Origin of the sequence: Cumulibacter manganitolerans (assembly GCF_009602465.1) — a bacterium.
Taxonomy (GTDB): domain Bacteria; phylum Actinomycetota; class Actinomycetes; order Mycobacteriales; family Antricoccaceae; genus Cumulibacter; species Cumulibacter manganitolerans.
On record NZ_WBKP01000015.1, the window covers coordinates 57,641 to 78,376 of the forward strand.

The 20,736-nt window shown below is 70.6% G+C and carries 18 protein-coding genes; 5 read left to right on the forward strand and 13 right to left on the reverse strand.

Going from position 1 to position 20,736, the window contains the following annotated elements:
• Positions 1 to 78: 78 nt before the first annotated feature.
• Positions 79 to 1,887 (reverse strand): penicillin-binding transpeptidase domain-containing protein, encoded by a 1,809-nt coding sequence (locus F8A92_RS07890; RefSeq protein ID WP_228389291.1) that lies wholly within the window; start codon positions 1,885 to 1,887, stop codon positions 79 to 81.
• A gap of 230 nt (positions 1,888 to 2,117) precedes the next feature.
• On the opposite strand from F8A92_RS07890, the gene F8A92_RS07895 reads away from it, so the two are divergent.
• On the forward strand, positions 2,118 to 2,921 hold the full coding sequence (locus F8A92_RS07895) for a GAF and ANTAR domain-containing protein (RefSeq protein ID WP_228389292.1): 804 nt from the start codon (positions 2,118 to 2,120) through the stop codon (positions 2,919 to 2,921).
• A gap of 28 nt (positions 2,922 to 2,949) precedes the next feature.
• Here the strand turns inward: F8A92_RS07895 and dnaB are convergent, their stop codons facing one another.
• The 6 genes from dnaB to F8A92_RS07925 form a co-directional block, all read right to left on the reverse strand.
• Positions 2,950 to 4,329 (reverse strand): replicative DNA helicase, encoded by a 1,380-nt coding sequence (dnaB, locus tag F8A92_RS07900; RefSeq protein ID WP_228389293.1) that lies wholly within the window; start codon positions 4,327 to 4,329, stop codon positions 2,950 to 2,952.
• 572 nt (positions 4,330 to 4,901) lie between these two features.
• The gene (gene rplI, locus F8A92_RS07905) at positions 4,902 to 5,360 is read right to left on the reverse strand and encodes a 50S ribosomal protein L9 (RefSeq protein WP_228389294.1); all 459 of its coding nucleotides are present in this window, start codon (positions 5,358 to 5,360) and stop codon (positions 4,902 to 4,904) included.
• A gap of 13 nt (positions 5,361 to 5,373) precedes the next feature.
• A complete protein-coding gene (gene rpsR, locus F8A92_RS07910) occupies positions 5,374 to 5,610 on the reverse strand; it encodes a 30S ribosomal protein S18 (RefSeq protein ID WP_134322300.1) in 237 nt (78 codons plus the stop codon).
• Between the two features lie 51 nt (positions 5,611 to 5,661).
• On the reverse strand, positions 5,662 to 6,141 hold the full coding sequence (locus F8A92_RS07915) for a single-stranded DNA-binding protein (protein WP_153504621.1): 480 nt from the start codon (positions 6,139 to 6,141) through the stop codon (positions 5,662 to 5,664).
• 128 nt (positions 6,142 to 6,269) lie between these two features.
• The gene (gene rpsF, locus F8A92_RS07920) at positions 6,270 to 6,560 is read right to left on the reverse strand and encodes a 30S ribosomal protein S6 (protein ID WP_153504622.1); all 291 of its coding nucleotides are present in this window, start codon (positions 6,558 to 6,560) and stop codon (positions 6,270 to 6,272) included.
• A 191-nt stretch (positions 6,561 to 6,751) separates the two neighbouring features.
• Entirely contained in the window at positions 6,752 to 7,504 is a 753-nt protein-coding gene (locus tag F8A92_RS07925; RefSeq protein ID WP_153504623.1) for an enoyl-CoA hydratase-related protein, read from the reverse strand.
• A gap of 150 nt (positions 7,505 to 7,654) precedes the next feature.
• Between F8A92_RS07925 and F8A92_RS07930 the strand changes: the two genes are divergently transcribed.
• The 3 genes from F8A92_RS07930 (at position 7,655) to F8A92_RS07940 (ending at position 10,215) form a co-directional block, all read left to right on the forward strand.
• Positions 7,655 to 7,840, forward strand: a complete 186-nt coding sequence (locus tag F8A92_RS07930; protein WP_153504624.1) for an Rv0909 family putative TA system antitoxin — start codon at positions 7,655 to 7,657, stop codon at positions 7,838 to 7,840.
• Between the two features lie 88 nt (positions 7,841 to 7,928).
• On the forward strand, positions 7,929 to 8,339 hold the full coding sequence (locus F8A92_RS07935) for a hypothetical protein (RefSeq protein ID WP_153504625.1): 411 nt from the start codon (positions 7,929 to 7,931) through the stop codon (positions 8,337 to 8,339).
• Between the two features lie 268 nt (positions 8,340 to 8,607).
• Complete coding sequence (locus F8A92_RS07940) at positions 8,608 to 10,215, forward strand: amidohydrolase (protein WP_153504626.1); 1,608 nt, start codon at positions 8,608 to 8,610, stop codon at positions 10,213 to 10,215.
• A 152-nt stretch (positions 10,216 to 10,367) separates the two neighbouring features.
• On the opposite strand, the gene F8A92_RS07945 is transcribed toward F8A92_RS07940, so the two are convergent.
• The 4 genes from F8A92_RS07945 to F8A92_RS07960 form a co-directional block, all read right to left on the reverse strand.
• A complete protein-coding gene (locus tag F8A92_RS07945) occupies positions 10,368 to 11,387 on the reverse strand; it encodes an LLM class flavin-dependent oxidoreductase (protein ID WP_153504627.1) in 1,020 nt (339 codons plus the stop codon).
• A 45-nt stretch (positions 11,388 to 11,432) separates the two neighbouring features.
• Positions 11,433 to 12,674: an aminotransferase family protein gene (locus F8A92_RS07950; RefSeq protein WP_153504628.1), complete on the reverse strand. Its 1,242-nt coding sequence runs from the start codon at positions 12,672 to 12,674 to the stop codon at positions 11,433 to 11,435.
• 21 nt (positions 12,675 to 12,695) lie between these two features.
• Positions 12,696 to 14,744: a M3 family metallopeptidase gene (locus F8A92_RS07955; protein ID WP_153504629.1), complete on the reverse strand. Its 2,049-nt coding sequence runs from the start codon at positions 14,742 to 14,744 to the stop codon at positions 12,696 to 12,698.
• Positions 14,745 to 14,825: 81 nt separating this feature from the next.
• Positions 14,826 to 15,845, reverse strand: coding sequence for a hypothetical protein (locus F8A92_RS07960; protein ID WP_153504630.1), 1,020 nt, complete (start codon positions 15,843 to 15,845; stop codon positions 14,826 to 14,828).
• 88 nt (positions 15,846 to 15,933) lie between these two features.
• Here F8A92_RS07960 and F8A92_RS07965 point away from each other — a divergent pair, with 88 nt between their 5' ends.
• The gene (locus F8A92_RS07965; RefSeq protein WP_153504631.1) at positions 15,934 to 16,710 is read left to right on the forward strand and encodes a deoxyribonuclease IV; all 777 of its coding nucleotides are present in this window, start codon (positions 15,934 to 15,936) and stop codon (positions 16,708 to 16,710) included.
• Between the two features lie 145 nt (positions 16,711 to 16,855).
• Here the strand turns inward: F8A92_RS07965 and F8A92_RS07970 are convergent, their stop codons facing one another.
• Both F8A92_RS07970 and F8A92_RS07975 read right to left on the reverse strand, forming a co-directional pair.
• Positions 16,856 to 18,499 (reverse strand): glycosyltransferase family 87 protein, encoded by a 1,644-nt coding sequence (locus F8A92_RS07970; RefSeq protein ID WP_153504632.1) that lies wholly within the window; start codon positions 18,497 to 18,499, stop codon positions 16,856 to 16,858.
• Positions 18,500 to 18,588: 89 nt separating this feature from the next.
• On the reverse strand, positions 18,589 to 20,736 hold a 2,148-nt coding region (locus F8A92_RS07975), incomplete at its 5' end, for a transglycosylase domain-containing protein (RefSeq protein ID WP_153504633.1).

Genomic DNA, 20,736 nt, shown 5'->3' on the forward strand with positions numbered 1-20,736 from the left:
GAAAGCGACGGCGACCCCGTAGAAATACGGGTGTCCGGCGCCGTCTCCCGCGCGCGCCGGCGGCCTGCGGGAGCGCTCCTAGGTCGGGATCTGACCCTTCGCCGCCCGGATGAAGTCCCCCGCGACCGCGACGGCCGGCTTCGAGGAGTCGGCTCCGACGAGCAGGACGGCGAACGCCAGGTCCTTGTAGTAGCCCACGAACCACCCGTGCGAGTGGCTGCCGTCGCCGAACTGCGCCGTCCCGGTCTTCCCGGCGAGCCCGCTGATGTCGTTGACCGACTTCGCCGTACCGGAGGCGACCGTCTCGGCCATCATCGCCCGTAGCGCCGTGATGACCTGCGGCGACGGCGCCGGCGGCGACTGGTCCGCGGTCGTTGGCTGCCCGGTGACGAGGGTCGGCAGAGGCGTGCTCCCGTGCGCGACGGTCGCCGCCATGAGGGCCATCGCGAACGGGGACGCGACCACCTTGCCCTGGCCGATCGAGTCCTCGACCATTTCCGCGTCGCTGGTCGCCACCGGTGCCTTCCCGGTGATCGTGGTGAGACCCGGCGCGACGTAGTCGACGCCCAGGCCGAAGCCGAGGGCCTGGTCGTGCAGGGCGTTCGCCGGCAGCTCGGCCGCGAGCGCCGCGATCGTGGTGTTGCAGGAATGCGCGAACGCGGTGTGCAGCGGGACGGTACCCAGATCGAACTCCTCGTCGTTGGGAATCGTGCGGCCCTTGATCGTGGCCTTGCCGGGGCAGTCCAGCTGGGTGTCCGGTTGCGCGGCGCCCGCGGCCAGCGCGGCGGCGGTGCTGACGATCTTGAACGTCGAGCCGGGCGCGTACTGGCCGGTGAGGGCGACGGGCCCCTCGACGTCCGCGGCGGCGTTCTGCGCCACCGACAGCACACCACCGGTCGACGGTTGCACGGCGACGAGCACCGCCTGCCCAGGCACCTTGTCAACGGCCGCCTGGGCGGCGGCCTGCAGGGTCGCGTCGAAGGTGGTCGGGATGGTGCTCACCGGGGCGGCCGGCACGTCGAGCAACGTGGCGCGGTTGTCGTTCTTGGCGTCCTGCAGCTGCAGGCTCCAGCCGGTCGAGGCCTTGGCGGCGCTGTCCCAGGTGCTCTGCAGCCCGGACAGGGCGACCGAGCGCAGCCCCTTCGCGGCGGTCAGCAGCCGGGCCTGCTTGTTGCTGGTGATCCCCGGCAACGCCGGCACCGAGACCGACGCGGCGGCCTCGGGGCGCAGCGCGACCAGCGTGAACGTCTCGCTCGCCGATGAGATCTGGCCGGCGATCGCATCGGGGGTGAACGAGGCGTCGATGGGCGACAGCGCCCCGGACAGCGCCTGCGCGGTGCCGGCCGGATCGGTGACCTTGCGGGGGTCGACCCGCACGACGGTGACCAGCTGCTCGCTCATCAGCGGCTGGCCGTTGCGGTCGAGGATCACCGGCTTGGTGCCGGGCGCCTGCACGACCTGCAGGTGGGTGTCTCCGGTGAGCTGGGGGTGGATGACCGACGGCTTCCAGTCGATCTTCCAGTCGTTGTTCTTGTCGGTCACCAGCTGCGCGGTGACCTTATAGGCCAGCTCCCGGCCGAGCACCTTCAAGGCGACCTGGTACTTCACGGTGCCCTCCGCTGTCGACGCCGTCACCTCGTCGAGGGTGTATGCCGTCTCGGGCTTGCTGAGCTGCTCGGTGACGAAGGTGAGGTCGGCCGCCGCCTTGTCGGGGTCGGTGGTGTACGACGCCGCGTGCGCGTAGTCGCGGGCGGTCATCGCCTCGGCGAACTTCGCGGCCACGTCGCGGGCCGCGGCGCGCTCCTTCTTGGTGAGCCCGCACGATGCCGTGATGAGCGTCAGGGCGACCAGCAGCGCCACGATCGCGGTACGGCGTCGGCTCGGCACAAGCATCTCCTTCGGGCGGGAACGGCGAGCGCGGCGTCGCCACCTGCGATTCTTCCCCATGCGCCGCGGCGCTGCTGCGACGTGCGCCGCGGCGTTCGCCCCACCGTCCGGTCACAGTCGCTCCTGGGCGATGACCACCCGCGGCGAAGTGCTTAGAATTCCAGGGTGCTCTGACTGACCTCGGAGCAAGGAACGATCGCGCCGTCGCGCGATGAGCAAGGGGGAGCTACGTGAGCGCTTTCGACATGAGCCAGCAGGAGGCGACCGCGCCGGCCGCGCCGGCCGCGACGGCCCACCAGCGCGCCGAGCAGCCGTCGGACGCCGCCGATCCCGGTGTCGTGTTCCAGCGCCTCGCGCACCTGATCTACCAGGACACCGACCCGAAGTCGGTGCACCAGGCCCTCGTCGTGGCCGCGCGCGAGCTGATCGACGGATGCGATCACGCGACGCTGATGGTCGCGACGCACGGCCGCTTCGATACCGTCGCCGCGACCGATGAGACCGCCGCGCTGATCGACTCCTACGAGCGCGAGCTCGGCACCGGTCCGTGCCTGGACGCGATCCTCGACGAGGCGTTCCAGCTGGACGCCAACCTCGAGGACGGCAGCCAGTGGCCCGAGCTGGCCGCCCGGGTGCTCAGCACCACTCCTGTGCGCGGCATGCTCGGCTACCGGCTGATGGCCGACGAGCGGAAGGTGGGCGCCCTGAACGTCTTCTCCGACACCCCGGGCGCGCTGGACGAGCGGTCGGCCAACCAGGGTGCCGTCGTCGCGGCGTTCGCCTCGGTGTCGCTGATGATGCTCAGCGCCAAGGACCAGGCCGACACGATGCGCCTCGGCCTGGACAGCAACCGCGAGATCGGCAAGGCGATCGGCCTGCTGATGGCCGCGCACCGCTTCACCGAGGACGAGGCCTTCGCGCTGCTCCGCAAGACCTCGCAGAACCTCAACATAAAGATCTCGGCGGTCGCCCGCAAGATCATCGAGGGCCAGCAGGTGCAGTACTCGCCGAACCAGAAGCCGACCTCGCGCTGAGCGCGGCGCCGCGGCCGACGTTCCGCCGTCAGTCCATCCCGGCGTCGGCGAACCGGCTGAACTTGCCCTGGAAGATTGCCAGCGCCTCACCGGTCGGGCCGTTGCGGTGCTTGGCCACGATGAGGTCGGCTTCCCCGACCCGGTCGGTGTCCTTCTCGTAGACCTCGGGGCGGTTGATCAGGATCGCGACGTCGCAGTCCTGCTCGATCGCGCCGGACTCGCGCAGGTCGGACAGCATCGGCTTCTTGTCCGTACGGGTCTCCGGTCCGCGGTTGAGCTGCGAGATCGCGATGACCGGCACCTCGAGCTCCTTGGCCAGCAGCTTCAGCGCTCGGGAGAACTCCGATACCTCCTGCTGGCGCGATTCGACGCGCTTGCCCGAGGTCATCAGCTGCAGGTAGTCGACGACGATCAGGCTGAGGTCGTGGCGCTGCTTGAGGCGGCGTGCCTTCGCCCGGATCTCCATCATCGACATGTTGGGCGAGTCGTCGATGAACAGCGGCTTGTCGGCGATGTCGCCGCTCTTCAGGACGAGCTTGCTCCACTCGTCGTCGTTGAGGTCGCCCGAGCGCACCCGGTTCAGCGGGATGGAGGCCTCGGCGGAGAACAACCGCATCGCGATCTCGGACTTGCTCATCTCGAGCGAGAAGATCACCGAGGCCTTGTTGTGCCGCAGCGAGCACGATCGGACGAAGTCGAGGGCGAGCGTCGACTTGCCCATGCCGGGGCGGGCGGCCACGACGATCATCTGGCCGGGAAACAGGCCGTTGATGATCTCGTCGAGGGAGTGGAATCCGGTCGGCACGCCGGCCTGCTCACCGTGTGCGCCGATCATCTCGATCTCGCTGATCACCGGCTCGACCAGATCGCCCAGGACGACGTAGTCCTCGGTGGTACGCCGCTCGGTGACGTCGTAGATCGCGGCCTGTGCACGGTCGACGACCTCGTCGACCTCGCCCAGCGAGTCGGCGTCCCCGCTGGCCGCCCCGTAGCCCATCTGCACGATGCGGGTGCCGGCGTCCACCAGCCGCCGCAGCACGGCCTTCTCGGCGACGATGTTCGCGTAGTAGCCGGCATTGGCCGCCGTCGGCACCAGGTTGATCAGGGTGTGCAGGTAGGCGGCGCCGCCGATCCGCATCAGGTGCCCGCGCTTGGTCAGCTCGTCTCCGACGGTGAGGATGTCGGCCGGCTCACCGCGACCGTAGAGGTCGAGGATCGCCTCGTGGATGAGCTGGTGGGCGGGCCGGTAGTAGTCGTCGGTCTGCAGCGTCTCCACGACATCGGCGATGGCGTCCTTCGAGAGCATCATGCCGCCGAGCACCGACTGCTCGGCCGGTACGTCCTGCGGAGGCTGACGGTCGATCTCGCTACGAGTCGGCTCGTCGTACTCCGGCGGGCTCTCGATCAACACGACCTCCAACTTCGGCAAGCTCCTCGCGTCGAGGAAGTCCTCGATCGCCCCTGATGTGCGCATCCTCCGGGACGGCTCCGACAGTTTTCCGGACCTCCGCGGACGATGGACCACTCGACGATAGGGGCCTCCTGAGGGCCCCGACAACTCTCGATGTGCACGCACGTGTGGACAACCTGTGGACGACACGCACGGCCATGTGGACGACCCGCGGACGGCTTGTGGTCGCCGCTGTGCACAACTGGTGGATTACTCACCGACATGCCGTCTGACCTGCGGATTTATGCAGCCGACCCTGTGGATGAAAGTTTTTTCGCGCGAATTTTCGCGACCCCGGCCCGGCTCTTACACCGGCCTCCGGGCGTGTCGCAACCCCCGATGAACGAGGGATTTTCCCCATGTTATCCACAGCACGAACACGGACTTCACGTCCGCGGAGCCGGTGCGCGGCGGCGCGCCAGCGTGGTATCGCGGGCAGCACGAAAGAGGGGTCGCCCGCGCGGCAGGAACAACTACCTGCCTGCGCGGACGACCCCTCTTCGCGAAGAGCTGTCTCGCCTACCGACCGATCAGCCGGCGGCCACGACCTCGACCTTGAACGAGCCGGTGACCTCGTCGTGGATCCGGACCTTGACGTCGTGGGTTCCGGTCGCCTTGATGTGGCCCGGGATCTCGATGCGACGCTTGTCCAGCTCCGGACCACCGGCGGACTTGACGGCCTCGACGATGTCACCGGAGGTGACCGAGCCGAAGAGCCGGCCGTCGGCGCCGGCGCGCGCGGCGTGCGTGACGCTCAGGCCCTCCAGCGACGCGGCGATCTGCTTGGCGTGGTCGAGGTCGCGGGCCCCGCGGACGTCGCGAGCGCGCTTGATCTGGGCGATCTGCTTCTCGCCGCCCTTGGTCGCGACCATCGCGACGCCGCGAGGGATGAGGTAGTTGCGGCCGTAGCCGCTCTTGACCTCGACGACGTCGCCGGGGGCGCCCAGACCGGTGACTTCCTGGGTAAGGATCAGCTTCATGTTCGACATCTTTGGCGTCTCCTTAGCGAGCGGTGCTCGTGTAGGGCAGCAGAGCCATCTCGCGGGCGTTCTTGATCGCCTTGGCGAGCTGGCGCTGCTGCTGCGAGGTCACACCGGTGACGCGGCGGGCACGGATCTTCCCCCGGTCGGAGATGTACTTGCGAAGCATCGCGGTGTCTTTGTAGTCGATGTACTCGATCTCGGCCGCGAAGAGCGGGTTGGGCTTCTTCTTCGGCTTGCGGATAACGGGCTTTGCCATGTGTTGCTCCTGATGAAATGCGTGCTGAGGTGCGGCGTACGCCGCTGATCGTTAGAAGGGCGGTTCGTCGCTGAAGCCGCCACCGGACGATGCCGGTGCCGAGCCCCAGGGATCCTCGGTGGCCGCTCCGCCACCGCCGCCGTAGCCGCCACCCCCGCCGGAACCGCGAGAGGCGCGCGTGACCTTGGCGGTCGCGTAGCGCAGCGACGGGCCGATCTCGTCGACCTCGAGCTCGACGACCTGACGCTTCTCGCCTTCCTTCGTCTCGTACGACCGCTGCTTCAGCCGGCCGGTGACGACGACCCGGGCGCCCTTGGTGAGCGACTCGGCGACGTTCTCGGCCGCCTGCCGCCAGATCGAGCACCGCAGGAACAGCGCTTCGCCGTCCTTCCACTCGTTGGTCTGGCGGTCGAAGGTGCGCGGGGTCGATGCGACGGTGAAGTTCGCTACGGCCGCACCCGAGGGGGTGAAGCGCAGCTCGGGATCAGCGGTCAGATTCCCGACCACGGTGATGACGGTCTCGCCTGCCATGAGGTGTCCTCTCGAAGGTCCGTTCGCGGTGCGTCCGGCTCAGTCTGTCCGCCGGTGCCGACCTTGGGAAGGCCGGGGCGAGACTGGCTGTGCACACCGCGCGGGCAGTGGATAAGTCCGCCGGATTCCTAGCGGATGTCCGGGCGGATGACCTTGGTGCGCAGGATCGACTCGTTCAGGTTGAGCTGACGGTCGAGCTCCGACACGGTCGCGGGCTCGCAATGCATGTCGATGACGGCGTAGATGCCCTCGGCATGCTTGTCGATCTCGAAGGTCAGCCGGCGGCGTCCCCACACGTCGACCTTGTCCACCGTGCCGCCGTCCTTCTTCACGATCGACAGGAACTGATCGAGCGACGGGGTAATGGTGCGTTCCTCAAGCTGCGGGTCGAGGATGACCATCATTTCGTAATGACGCACTAGTAAACCCACCTCCTCTGGACTGAACGGCTGCGGGATTTCCGCAGCAGGAGGGTCTAGCGTCCGATGCCGGCGTCGAGACGCGGCATCCGTGCCACCTCAACCGGGTGGCGAGATGACGTACAAGAGTACCGCGCCGGTCGACGGTGACGCGAGCGAAGGTGACCGGCGGCACCCCGGCGGGCGGCGGGCTACCTTCCGCTCCACTGCGGTGCCCGCTTCTCGAAGAACGCGGCCACTCCCTCGGCACGGTCGGCGGAGTCGTACACCGTCGCCTTGGCCTCGTCGGTCAGCGCGAAGCCCAGGTCGTCGTCGCTGCCGACGTACGCCGTGATCACCCCGAGCGCCAGGCGCACGGCGAGCGGGCCGTTCGCGCAGATCGACTCGGCCAGCGCGATCGCGTCGTCGAGCACCCGGTCCGGCTCGCTCACGCGGTTGACCAGCCCGAAGGCCGCTGCCCGCTCGGCGGTGATCGGCTCCCCGGTCAGCGCGAGCTCGGTGGCCATGTTGAGCGGCAGCGCCCGCGGACCGCGGAACAGGCCGGCGCAGGTCGGGATCAGGCCACGCTTGACCTCCGGGAGGCCCAGGACGGCTGTCCGGCTCGCCACGATCAGGTCGCAGGCCAGGGCGATCTCGAGGCCGCCGCCCAAAGCCGCGCCCTGCAGTGCGGCGATCAGCGGCGTACGGCGGTGCCGCCGGATGATGCCGTACTCGCCGCCGCGCTCGGTCACGTAGTCGCCGTTGGCCTGCAGGTCGCTGCCGGCGCAGAACACGGCGCCGTTCCCGGTGAGCACGCCGCACCAGAGGTCGTCGTCGTCATCGAGGAGATTCAATGCCTCGTCGAGCGCGTCCGCGAGCGCGCGGTCCACGGCGTTGCGCTTGTCCGGTCGGTTCAAAGTGATGAGAAGGAGGTGGTCGCGGCGTTCGGTCTCGACAAGGCTCATGGCGTCGATGCTAGGGGTGATGCGCGCGCGTGAAAACCGCGCGAGCCGTCGGTCGGCGGCCGGCGACGGTCTGCATGCGCGTCGCGAGGAGGGGTAAGAAGGTGCTGCCACCATCTGCAGGTGCACCGCCACGGACAGGAAGGACACCCCATGGGCCTCGACGACATGATCGGCAAGGGCAAGGACGCCTTGTCGAAGGCGACCCACGACGAGCAGCAGTCGGACGCGCTGCTCGACAAGGGCGAGCGTCTCGCCGACGACAGGTTCGCCGGCCACGATGAGCAGATCGCGAAGGGCCGCGACGCGCTCGACGACCGCCTCGGCGACGGGCAGTAGCCGCCCGCGATCCTCTCGAACGCCCGAGGCCCGGACAGTGGTCTCGGGCGCTTCGTTCGCCGACCACGACCTACCGAAGGAGCACACGATGAGCGGACTCGACGACATCATGAAGAAGGCCGAGCAGGCCCTCGGTGACGAGCAGCCGGGCGACGTCCCCGCTACGCACTCCGCCGGCACCCCGGGGGCCCGGCCCGCGAACCCCAGCGAGGTGCCCGGGCAGGACTCGCCGCACACGGTCCCGGGAGAGGGCAAGCCCGGCGGTGTCCCGCACGACGCGCCGCGGCCCGGGGACGGCGAGCACGACTCGCCGGGCACCCCGCCGGAGCCGAACGCCGCACCGGCGTCCGAGCCGAGCAGTGCGCCGACGGCCCAGCCGGGCGTAGCGCCGGACCCCGGACCGGACGGTGATTCACCCGTGGGCTTCCCCGCGCCGGGGACGCCGCCGACCACCGACCGCCCGGCGGACGCGCCGGGCACCCAGGGCGAGCCGCTGTAGCGCGACCGGCGCCACCTGGCACTGCTGCACGACCGGCGCCGCGGTCCGCAACTCCCCAACCGGCGCCGCCCGGTCGGAGCCCGCCGGCGCCGCCCGGTCAAGGGCCGCCCAAAGATCACGCCTGAGGCGCCTCGTCCACCCCGAGCGGACAAGGCGCCTCAGGCGTGACGGTTTCCGGACGCCCGAACGGCCCGAGCCCTGCGGGGCCGAGGGGCCGGGCGAGCCTCGGGGCATGTGCCGGAGGCCGCCGGCATGGCAGGGTGGGGACATGAAGGTCGATCTCCTGCTGCGCAACGGTCTCATACACACCATGGACGGTCGACGAACGGCGTCGTCCGTCGCGATCTGGAACGGCCGCGTCATCGCCCTCGACGAGGAGCTGGACGCGCGCCGCGTAGTCGACCTGCGCGGCCGCGCCGTCACACCGGGCTGGCACGACGCGCACAACCACATGGCGATGTTCGGCATCATGATGGGCGAGCTCGACCTGAGCTACGACGCGGTGCACAGCCTCGACGAGCTGTACGCCGCCGTCCGCGCGGCGGCGGACGCCGCTCGGCCCGGTGACTGGATCGTCGGGGCACGGTACGACCAGAACAAGCTCGGGGCGCACCCGACCCTGCAGCGACTCGACGAGATCGCCCCGCAGAACCCGGTCTGGCTCAAGCACACCTCGGGGCACATGGCCGTGGTGAACTCCGCGGTGCTGCGCCAGACCGACGCCGACCACCCGCCCGAGGGCGGCGTCGTGGTCCGCGACGAGGCCGGGCAGCCCACCGGGCTGCTGCAGGAGCAGGCCCAGCGGCTGGTGCAGGACCTGGTCCGGCCGTACTCGCAGCGTCAGCTGGTCGAGGCGATCACCCGGGCGTCCGCGCAGTACGCCGCCGAGGGGCTGGTCGGCGTCACCGAGGCCGGCATCGGCGCGGGCTGGGTCGGCAACTCCCCCGTCGAGGCGGCGGCGTACCAGGAGGTCTTCGAGCGGGGGCTGCTGAAGCAGCGCGTCACCCTCATGCCGGTCTCCGACGCCCTGCACACCGTCGACCGCGGCACGGAGGACGGGCCGGCGTACGCCCTGGACCTCGGCCTGCGGACCGGGTTCGGCGGCGACATGCTGCGGCTCGGCCCGCTCAAGGTGTTCAGCGACGGCAGCCTCATCGGGCACACCGCGGCGATGTGCGAGGAGTTCGCCAACGCGCCCGGCGAGGTCGGCTTCCTCCAGGAGGACGTCGAGTCCCTCAAGCGGAAGATCCGCGGCGGGCACCGCGCCGGCTGGCAGGTCGCGACGCACGCCATCGGCGACCGCGCGGTATCGACGGTGCTGGATATCTACGAGGAGGTCCTGGCCGAGCTGCCGCGGGCGGACCACCGGCACCGCATCGAGCACTGCGGCGTGAGCCGGCCGGACGACGTCGAACGGCTGCTGCGCCTCGGGGTCATCCCGGTGCCGCAGGGCCGGTTCATCGAGGAGATCGGCGACGGCATGATGACCGCGCTCGGCGCGGAGCGCTCCGAATGGTGCTACCGCGGCCAGTCGTTCCTCGCCGCGGGCGGCGTCCTGCCGGGGTCCTCGGACCGCCCGGTGGTCCTCGGCGCGCCGCTGTTGGGCATGCAGGCCATGGTGACGCGGCGGACCGGCTCCGGACAGCTGCTGGGCGCCGCCGAGGCGGTCTCGGCGTACGACGCCGTGCGCGCGTACACCGCCGGGTCGACGTACGCCAACCGCAGCGACGACGTCACCGGGACCCTCGAGGTCGGCAAGTACGCCGACCTCGTCGTCCTCGACCGCGACCCGCTGCAGACCCCCGGCCAGGAGCTCGGAGGCATCGGCGTGCTCGCCACGATGGTCGCCGGCGAGCTCACCCACGGCGAGCTCTAGACCCCGGCTGATCGGTACGCGCCGCTCTCGAACCGGCGCCGGCGAACCGGCGTCGCACCACGTCTCGACGTCGGTCGCTGGCGCTCCCTCGCTCGACGGCCGTTGTTCAGCGCCGACCGGAACCGATGCTCAGCACCGACCGGGGCCGATGCTCAGCGCCAGCCGAGGGCGGGGGCGACGTCGGTCAGCAGCGCCTCGATGACGTGCGCGTTGTACTCCACGCCGAGCTGGTTGGGCACGGTCAGCAGCAGCGTGTCGGCCGCCGCGATCGCCTCGTCCGCGCGCAGGTCCTCGATGAGCTTGTCCGGCTCGGCGGCGTAGGTCTTGCCGAACCGGGCGCGACCGCCCTCGAGGTGGCCCACCTGGTCGCTGCTGTTCGCCTCGAGACCGAAGTACGCCCGATCCATGTCATTCACGATCGGGAAGATGCTGCGGCTGACCGACACCCGCGGCTGCCAGTCGTGGCCGGCCGCCGTCCACGCGTCGCGGAACCGGGCGATCTGCTCGGCCTGCAGCTGGTGGAACGGCACGCCGGTGTCCTCGGTGAGCAGCGTGGAGCTCATCAGGTTCATGCCCTTGCGGGCGGTCCATTCGGCGGTGCTGCGCGAGCCCGCTCCCCACCAGATCCGTCGGCGCAGTCCCGGCGAGTGCGGCTCGAGGCGCAGCAGGCCCGGAGGGTTGGGGAACATCGGCCGCGGGTTCGGCTCCGCGAACCCCTCGCCCTCGAGCATCTGCAGCAGGACGTCGGTGTGGCGACGCGCCATGTCCGAGCCGTCCTCGCCCTCCGCGGGCTGGTAGCCGAAGTAGCGCCAGCCGTCGATGACCTGCTCCGGCGATCCGCGGCTGATGCCGAGCTGCAGCCGGCCACCGCTGATCAGGTCGGCGGCTCCGGCGTCCTCGGTCATGTAGAGGGGGTTCTCGTAGCGCATGTCGATGACGCCGGTGCCGATCTCGATGCGGCTGGTCCGCGCGCCCACGGCGGCGAGCAGCGGGAACGGCGAGCCGAGCTGCCGGGCGAAGTGGTGCACCCGGAAGTAGGCGCCGTCCGCGCCGAGCTCCTCGGCCGCGACGGCGAGGTCGATCGACTGGTGCAGGACATCGGCGGCACTGCGCGCCTGCGAGTGCGGTGAGTCGCTCCAGTGGCCGAAGGACAGGAAACCGATTTTTTTCATAGAACGTTCAACTACTTTCGGAGCGCTCTTGTTCCCGTCGCGCCGCTACACCGCGTCGAGCGCGCGCCGCGTCGCGTCGATGAGCCACTCGAGCTCAGCGTCGGTCATCACGAACGGCGGCGAGTACTGCATGCCCCGGCCGTCGGCGCCGATCTTGCGGCTGATGACCCCCTCCGCCTGCAGCGCCGCGTAGAACCGCGTCGCCCCGTCAGCGTCGTGGCTGACCACCGACCCGATCAGCCCCGCACCGCTGCGGATCTCGGCGACGTTGCGGTGGTCGGCCAGCGACTGCAGCCCGGCGTCCAGCAGCGGTTCGAGGTGGCGGACCCGGTCGAGCAGCCCGTCGCCGTCGATCACGTCGAGGTTCGCCAGCGCGGCGGCCGCGCAGGTCGCGTGCCCGCTGTAGGTGAGGCCGTGCTTGAAGATCGCGTCCGTGCCGTCGTCCCAGAACGGGGCGCAGATGGTCGGCGAGACGACGACGCCGCCGACCGGCAGGTAGCCGCTGGAGACGCCCTTGGCGAACGTGATCATGTCGGGATCGAGGTCCCAGCGCTGCGAGGCGAACCACTCGCCGGTGCGCCCGAAGCCGGTGATGACCTCGTCGGCGACGAACAGGATGCCGTGCCGGCGGCACAGCTCGCGCACCTTCTGCAGGTACTCCTCGCCCGGGAAGATGGCGCCCCCGGCACCGATCACCGGCTCGCAGAAGAACGCGGCGACGAGCTCGGGCCCGGCGTTCATGATGACCTTCTCGACGTCGTCGGCGTCCGTCGCCGACGCGCGCAGGATGTCCGGTACCAGGTCGCCGTACCCCTCACGCATGGCCGGCATCCAGCCCAGCGACGTGCCGAAGCCGTGCAGCCCGTGGTAGGCGTGCTCGCGGCTGATCAGGATGCGCCGCTGCGGCTCGCCGGTGGCGGTGAAGTAGCGGCGGGCGAGTTTGGCGGCGGTGTCGATCGCGTCGCTGCCGCCCGAGCCGAGGAACACCTTGGCGTCCGGGCCGAGCGGCGCGAGCCCGACGATGCGGTCGGTGAGCGCCTTGGTCACCGGGGTGGCGAAGTTGCCGAACGAGTGGAAGCCTTCGAGCTGCTCCATCTGCCGTCGTACGGCGTCGGTGATCCGCTGGTCGCCGTGCCCGATGTTGGCGTACCAGAGGCTCGCGCCGGCGTCGAAGAACTTGCGGCCGTCGTCGCTCCACAGCCAGCAGCCCTGGCCGCGGGTGAAGACCAGCTCGTCGTCCTTCACCAGGGACATCTGGCCCTGGGGATGCCAAAACGTGGTGCCCATCGCGTTCCTCCAACTCCTCGGCTACTGCAGACCGCGGCGACGCAGCAGGGGTTCGATCTCCGGCTCGCGGCCCCGGAAGGCGACGTACGACGCCATCGGGTCCCGGCTGCGCCCCCGCGAGAGCAGCTCGCGACGGAAGTGCTCGCCGTTCTGCCGGGTCAGCCCGCCGTTCTCCTTGAACCACTCCACCGTATCGGCGTCGAGCACCTCGCTCCAGATGTACGAGTAGTACGCGGCGTCGTAGCCGCTGCCGAAGACGTGGTTGAAGTACGTCGTCGAGTACCGCGGCGGGATCGCGTCGTGCAGCAGCCCCACCTCGGCCAGCGCGGCCCGCTCGAACTCGGGGATCGAGCGCACGGCCGCGGCCTGCGCGGGGCTCAGCTTGTGCCACTCCTGGTCCAGCAGAGCCGCCGCGAGGTAGGCCGCCGTCTCATAGCCCTCGCCCCAGAGCGCCGACTCGGCCAGCTGCCGGACGACGTCCGGATCCAGCGCCTCGCCGGTCTCGTGGTGGACGGCGTAGTGGGCGATGATCTCCGGCCACTCGATCCACATCTCGTTGACCTGGCTGGGGAACTCGACGAAGTCGCGCCCCACGGAGGTGCCCGACAGGCTCGGGTAGCGGGTGTCGGCGAGCAGGCCGTGCAGCGCGTGCCCGAACTCGTGGAACATCGTGCGGACCTCGTCGAGGGTGAGCAGCGTCGGCTCCCCGGCCGACGGCTTGGGCACATTGAGGTTGTTGCAGACCACCGGACGCCGGCCGAGCAGCGTCGACTGGTCGACGAGGTTGTTCATCCACGCGCCGCCGCGCTTGCTGTCGCGCGCGTAGACGTCGTGCAGGAACAGCCCGAGACCGCTCCCGTCGGCGTCCAGCACCTCGAACACCCGGACGTCGGGGTGGTAGCCGACGAGATCGGTGCGCTCGACGAAGCTCAGTCCGTACACCCGCTCGGCCGCGTGGAACACGCCGTCCCGCAGCACCCTCTCGAGCTCGAAGTACGGCCGCAGCGCCGCGGTGTCGACGTTGTAGCGCTGCGCCCGCACCCGGTTGCTGTAGTAGGCCCAGTCGTGCGCGGCCACCTCGAACCGCTCCGTTCCGGCGGCATCCTGCTCGCGGTCGGCCCGCTCCTGGATGACCGCCAGCTCCGCCAGCGCGTTGCGGGCCGCCGGTCCGGCCATCGGGTAGACGCGCTCCTCGATCGCCTCCGGGGTTGCCGCGGTCTGGTCCGCGACGGCGTACGCCGCATGCGTGGGGTAGCCGAGCAACGCCGCGCGCTCCGCGCGGATCCGCACCATCTCGAGGATCAGGTCGCCCGTGTCGTTGGCGTTCCCCCGCCGGCCGCGGCTCACCGCGGCCTCGTGGATGCGTCGCCGGGACTCCCGGTTCGTCAACGACGCGAGCGCGGGCTGCGCGGTCGGCAGCACGAGCGTGACGAGGTACTTCCCGTCCAGGCCGCGGGCCCGCGCGGCGTCCGCGTACGCCGAGATCGCGGACGTCGACAGCCCGTCGAGCTCCGCGGCGTCGTCGAACAGCACGGCGGAGTCGTTGGTGTCGGCCTGCAGGCGCCGCCCGAACTCCGTCTTGAGCTCCGCGAGGCGCGTGTTATGCAGCCGAAGCTGCTCCTTGCCGTCGTCGTCCAGAGCGGCGCCCCGCAGCTCGAAATCCCGGAGGTAGCGCTCGACCAGGTAGCCGTCCTCCTCGTCGAGGCCGCCGGCGTCCCGCACGGCGCGGATCCGCCGGTACAGCTGCGGATCGAGGGTGACCGCGTCGGCGTGGGCGGCCAGCACCGGCGCGATGTCCGCCTCCAGGGCGCGCAGGTCGTCGTCGCTGTCGGCGCCGATCTTGTTGAAGAACACCCGCTGGGCGACGCCGAGGATCTCCCCGGCGCGCTCGAGCGCGACCACCGTGTTGGCGAACGTCGGCGGCTCGTCCGAGCCGGTGATCGCCGCGATCTCGCTCCGGTGCTGCTCGAGCCCGGCCTCGAACGCCTCTCGGTAGTGCCCGAACCGCAGGGCGGTGAAGTCCGGGAGGTGGTACGGGAGCGGGCTGGGCGCGATCAGCGGGTTGCTCATTCCCCTACTGTCCCCGAGGGCCCGAGCGGAGCCGACCGGGGGGGTGCCGGACGAAGCCGACCGGGGGTGCCGGGCGGGTGGCTACTGGCCGTCCCACTTGAGGGTGACCTGACCACCGAGCGGGACCCGGAGCTCGGCCTTGCCGTCCGCGCCCACGGTGAGCGCGTACCCCGCGACGCTCGCCCGGCGGCCCGAGCCGTACGGCGAGTCGGAGCTGTTGATCGCGTCGCCGCCGTACACCGCGGAGCCGCCGTGCGCCTGCGCGTCCTGCGCCTCCGCGGGGCCGGCCTCGAAGGATCGGCTCTCGGCCTCGCCGCCCACCGCCGGCAGCTCGGCGTCGCGATCGTGCCCGGTCTCGGCGTCCTCCCCGTGACCGGCGGCGGTGTCGCCTTCCCACTCCGTCGCGGACGGCCGCTCCTCCTCATCCAGCGCGTGCCGCGGCGTGGACGTGCTCGAGTACCCGTCGGGGACCTGGGCGTCGGTGGGCTGCACGTCGGCCTCGGAGACGTTCTGCGCGCTGTCGGTCGTCCACGGATCACCGGCGTCCGCCCGGGTCGAGCCGCCGCCGGGGCCGGCCGCGCCCGGCGCCGTGCCGACGGCGGGAACGGATTGCGCGAGCATCGTCTGGGAGCTGTCCGGCGAACCACCCGGAACACCGCCTTGGCCGGGGACACCCTGGCCCGGACCACCCTGATCGGGGCCGCCTTGACCGGCGTGCGCGGCACCCGGCTGGCCGCCACCGGCCGCGGCTCCCCGGTCGGTGCCGCCGAGCGCGCCCGGCGCGGCATCGAAGTCGGCGCTGGAGAGCGGCAGGCCCTCCTTGACGGTCGCCGCCGGCTCACCCCACTGCGAGGTCGTGGGGTCGTAGCGCTGGGAGACGCCGCACTCGGCGTAATACGTCTGCCCGTCCTTGACGTAGGGAGCGATGCCGAAGACGCTGTTCCAGGCCGGCGTGGGACCGTCGTACGAGACCATCCAGTCGTCGCTGGTGAAGTAGAACTTCTCAGGCTGGATGTCCTTGCGCTGCAGCTCGTCGAGCACCATCTGCTGGATGCGCGGATCGTGGTAACGGCCCTGCGGGGGAAGATTCGAGGGGGTCACGTTGAGCTCCTTGGTCGTCGGTGATGCGGTGCTTTCACCATGGCAGTGTTCTCTCACCCTGTCAGCCGATCACCGTACAGTCGAGGGCGTGAGTACCCCGAGAATCGGCGCCCACGTGCGCGACAGCGACCCGCTGACGGCTGCGACCGAACGCGACGCCGAGGTCGTCCAGTTCTTCCTGGCCGACCCCCAGAAGTGGCACAAGCCCAAGCCGCGCGCCGACGCCGCCGAGCTCAAGGCCTCCCCGGTCGAGGTGTTCATCCACGCGCCGTACATCGTCAACGTCGCGTCGACCAACAACCGCATCCGGATCCCGAGCCGCAAGATCATGCGCGAGCACGCGACGGCGGCCGAGACCGTCGGCGCCACGGGGCTCATCGTGCACGGCGGCCATGTCACCAAGGACGACGACCCGGCGGTCGGCGCCGAGAACTGGCGCAAGGCGTTCGCCGAGGCGCACGAGAAGTACGGCGGCTTCGACACCCCCATCCTCATCGAGAACACCGCAGGCGGTGACTACTCGATGGCGCGCCGCCTCGAGGCGATCGCCCGGTTGTGGGACGCGGTCGGCGACTACAACCCCGGGTTCTGCTTCGACACCTGCCACGCGTACGCCGGCGGCATCGATCTGGTGACGGCGGTCGAGAAGGTCAAGGCGATCACCGGGCGCATCGACCTCGTGCACTGCAACGACTCCCGCGACGAGTTCGACTCGGGCCGTGACCGGCACATCACGATCGGCAAGGGGACGATCGATCCCGGCCTGCTGCGCGAGGTCGTGGCGGCGGCCGGCGCGCCGGTCGTCGTCGAGACGCCCGGCGAGCACCAGGCCGACGACATCGCGTTCCTCCGCGCGGCGCTCTGAGCGCCGGCGCCGTCGTCCTCTCGCGGTGGTTGCGCTCCGGGCCTGCCCCCTGGCCGCCCGGCGCCGTCGCCCTCTCGCGGTGGGTTGTGCCCCGCTCTGGGCCCGACAGCGGGGTGGAACCCACCGCGTGCGGTGACAGCGGGGTCTAACCCACCGCGACCTCGGGGCCGGTCTCCGCGGCGGTTCGATCCGGCGAGCCGCCCGAGCCACGTCGCCGGAGCAGGCCGCCAGGTCGGCGGGGCCGGTCCGACCGTCGCGTGCGCCCCGACCCGCGCGGGCGGGGCGGACGCAGCGTGAAGCGATCCGGCGCCCGGTCGAAGACGCCGCCCGACGGGTCGTCCTGGCCGACGGAGCGCACCCGGTCGCGCTCGGGATACCAGATGTCGCGCACCACGACGGCCATCATGGCGATGACGAAGCCGCACCGGATCAGCACGAACAGCGCGACCCAGTGGTAGTCGACGCCGGACAGCAGCGCCGGGTCCTTGCCCTGCGGCAGCGTCTGGTTGGCGTAGTAGATGTCGCGCTGCACGAACCAGTTCATCACGCAGATCCACACCATCGTCTCCGCGAGCTGCCAGCCGACGATCAGCCGCCAGCTCGGTACGGCGAGCGCCGCGAGCGGCAGCAGCCAGAGCGAGTACTGCGAGGACCACACCTTGTTGGTCAGCAGGAACACCGCGACGATCAGGAAGACCAGCTGCGCGACACGGGGTCGGCGCGGCGCCGCCAGGGCGACGTAGGCGATCCCGAGACAGCCGATCGCCATCGCCACGAACACCCAGAAGTTGAGCGTCGGCACCGGGATGAGGTTCTCGAACTCGAACTGGGCCTTGCTGGAGACGGCGCGCTCGACGACCTGCCAGAGCGAGGCGTAGTCGGAGCCGCGTTCCTGGTTCAGGTCGAGGAACACCTTCCAGCCGGCCCACGCGCCGAGCATCACCGGAACGTTGACCGCCGACCACGCGACGACCGCGCCGAGGGTCGCGTTCGCGAAGCCGCGCCACCGGGCGGTGCGGACCGCGAGCACGAGCAGCGCCCCGAGCATCAGGATCGGGTAGAGCTTCGCCGCCATGCCGAGCCCGAGCAGGACGCCGCACCAGACCGTGCGCTCGCGCGACCACGCGAACATCGCGGCGGCGAGGAAGGCCATCGCGAACAGGTCCCAGTTGGTGAAGGCGTGGACGACGACGATGGGCGCGGCGGCGATGATCGCGCCGTCCCAGACGCGCCGTCCGGCCGTCCGCGCGCTGAAGTAGATGACGGCCAGGTAGCACAGCGACAGCAGGAGGCAGGTGACGGCGAAGTAGCCGGCCCACCCGTTGACGCCGCTGCCGTGCACGAGGTGCATGAGCGACTGCACGGGGGCCGACACGGCGTTCGCCGCCCACATGAAGAAGCCGCTGAGCACCGGGTACTCCACGCGGCCGAAGGAGTACGCCGCATCTCCCGGCAGCAGGCTCGGGTCCATGCTGAAGTACGGCACGGCGCCGTCGGCGATCCCTTCGATGCCGCGCAGCGGGATGGTGTCGGAGTAGCAGAGGTGGGTGTACTGCGTGCCGTGCGTCCAGGGGTCGAGCGCGCAGGGGCGTTCCTTGATCCACGCGAGCGTGAGGGTGATGGTGCCCAGCAGGAACAGCACGCGCATCGGCGTCCAGAACCGCTGGCCGCCGGCCCGGGCGTGCACTCCCCACGGGCCACCGACGATGCGGGCGCCCGCGCGGCCCACGGCACTCGTCCAGCTCGGGATCACCCGGTCGGCGGGATCGTCGTACCGGTAACCGCCCACATGTCCTCCTCGACTGCCCCGCCCAGGCTACCCGGCCGCGCCGCGGCGCCCTGCAGGATCAGCCCAGCGGGATCGGCCACCGGCCGGGATCAGCCGCCGGGCAGTGGCAGGCCGCCGGGCGGGCCCGGGGTCGGCGGCTGGCTCGTCGTCGTGGTGGGTGGCGGCGGCGTGGTCGTCGTCGGCGGCGGCGTCGTGGTCGTCGGCGGCGGCGTGGTCGTCGTCGTGGTCGGCGGCGGGGTGGTCGTGGTCGGCGCCGGCTGCGTGGTGGTCTTCTTCTGGGTCGTCGTCTTCTTCGACGACGTCGTCTTGCCGTTGCTCTTGCCGCCCTTGATCAGCGCGGTGTCCGGCATGTCCATGATCTGGGCGCCGTCCAGGGCGGTGTCCATGTACTGCTTCCAGATCTTGCCCGGGATGCCGGAGCCGTAGATGATCCGGCCGTCCTTGGTCAGGATCGGGTCCGAGGCCTGCGTGCCGATCCACACGGCCGTCGACAGCTGCGGCGTGTAGCCGACCATCCAGGCGTCCTTGTTGTTCTCGTCACCGAGCTGCACGGTACCGGTCTTGGCGGCGCTCGGGCGACCGTCGGCGAGGCTGTCCTTGGAGTAGGCGGCGACCCCGGAGAGCCCGAACGACACGTCGTTGGCGACCTCGTGGCTGAAGACCCGCTTGTCCTCGGTCTTGTGCTCGTACAGCACGTTGCCGGCCGAGTCGGTGATCTTCTGGACGAGGTACGGCGCGCGGTAGACGCCGTCCGCGGCGAAGGTGGCGAACGCGGAGGCCATGTCGCGCACGGTCACCTCGTACAGCCCGATGCCGATCGCGGAGGCGACCTGGCCGTTCTGCTCCTGCAGGGTGGGCGCGCCGTTGTCGGCGCGCTTGGGCGCGATGCCCGCACGGTGGGCGGCGTCGGCCACCTTAGAGGGGCCCATCTCGTAGGACAGCCCGTAGAAGGTGGTGTTCAACGACTGGGTGATGGCGTCCTTCAGGGTGCACGAGGCGCAGCTCATGCCCCCGGAGTTGCGCACCGGCTGGGGGCGATCCGGGAACGTCTGCGGCGACGACCCGTCGCGGGTCGTGTACAGCGAGTAGCCGTTCTCCAGGGCCGCGGCGAGCACGAACGGCTTGAACGACGAGCCCGGCTGGCGGTAGGCGCGGCCGGCGAAGTCGAAGCCGCTGCCCTGCGAGTTGCCGTAGTAGGCCCGGATCGCGCCGGTGCTCGGATCGACCGACACCACGCCCGGGACGAGGTTCGAGGGCTGTCCCGCGAGCTGGTCCTGCACGGCCTTCACGGCGTCGTCCTGGTAGTTCTTCGAGATGGTCGTCGTGATCTTCAGGCCCTCGGAGTTGATCCGGTCCTCGTCATAGCCGAGCCCGGCCAGCTCCTCCTTGAGCCGGGTCATGATCACGCCCTCCGGCCCGGTCGCCTGGTTCAGCGACGCCGGCCCGATCGGCAGCACCTGCGGGTACTGCGCGGCCTTGCGGTCGGACTCGCTCATCCAGCCGGCCTTGACCATGCCGTTGAGGACGTAGTCCCAGCGGGCCTTGGCCTCGGCGGGATGGTTCTGCGGGTCGTAGCCGGCGGGGCTGCGGATGCTGGAGGCCAGGACGGCGCCCTCGGCGGGGGTGAGCTGCTCGACCGGCTTGCCGAAGTACACCTCGGCGGCGGCCTCGATGCCGTACGCGCCGCGGCCGAAGTAGATGGTGTTCAGGTAGAAGCCGAGGATCTCGTCCTTGGTGTACTGCTTCTCGAGCTTGACCGAGATGATCAGCTCCTTGAACTTGCGCGCGAAGGTCTTCTCGTCGCTGAGGTAGGCCTTCTTGACGTACTGCTGTGTGATCGTCGAGCCGCCCTGCGTCGCGCCGGTGGTGAAGTTCGTCCAGATGGCCCGCCCGATGCCGGTCGGCGAGAAGCCCGGGTCGGAGTAGAACGAGCGATTCTCCGCGGCCAGGACGGCGTGCTGCACGTGCTTGGGCACCCGGTCGAGGGACACGATGGTGCGGTTCTGGGAGCCGATGCGGGCGAGCTCCTCGCCCCCCTCGTAGTACACCGTGGAGACCTGCGAGATCTTCACGTCCTCCGGGCGCGGGACGTAGGTGGTCTGGTAGGCGTAGCCCACGGCGCCCGAGCCGACGAAGGCCAGCAGCAGCGCGACGATGAGCGCGCCGCGCAGGATCGCCGTCCGCCGGCCGCCGCCCACGCCGCCGAGCAGGCCGCGCAGGCCCGCGGGCGCCTTGCC

Coding starts and splice junctions, on each gene's coding strand:
- F8A92_RS07925 (WP_153504623.1), bottom strand. CDS start 7,504: ATGAGCCTTGTCGAGACCGAACGCCGCGACCACCTCCTTCTCATCACT.
- F8A92_RS07945 (WP_153504627.1), bottom strand. CDS start 11,387: ATGAAAAAAATCGGTTTCCTGTCCTTCGGCCACTGGAGCGACTCACCG.
- rpsR (WP_134322300.1), bottom strand. CDS start 5,610: ATGGCAAAGCCCGTTATCCGCAAGCCGAAGAAGAAGCCCAACCCGCTC.
- F8A92_RS07955 (WP_153504629.1), bottom strand. CDS start 14,744: ATGAGCAACCCGCTGATCGCGCCCAGCCCGCTCCCGTACCACCTCCCG.
- F8A92_RS07915 (WP_153504621.1), bottom strand. CDS start 6,141: ATGGCAGGCGAGACCGTCATCACCGTGGTCGGGAATCTGACCGCTGAT.
- F8A92_RS07935 (WP_153504625.1), top strand. CDS start 7,929: ATGAGCGGACTCGACGACATCATGAAGAAGGCCGAGCAGGCCCTCGGT.
- F8A92_RS07930 (WP_153504624.1), top strand. CDS start 7,655: ATGGGCCTCGACGACATGATCGGCAAGGGCAAGGACGCCTTGTCGAAG.
- F8A92_RS07950 (WP_153504628.1), bottom strand. CDS start 12,674: ATGGGCACCACGTTTTGGCATCCCCAGGGCCAGATGTCCCTGGTGAAG.
- F8A92_RS07940 (WP_153504626.1), top strand. CDS start 8,608: ATGAAGGTCGATCTCCTGCTGCGCAACGGTCTCATACACACCATGGAC.
- rplI (WP_228389294.1), bottom strand. CDS start 5,360: ATGTCGAACATGAAGCTGATCCTTACCCAGGAAGTCACCGGTCTGGGC.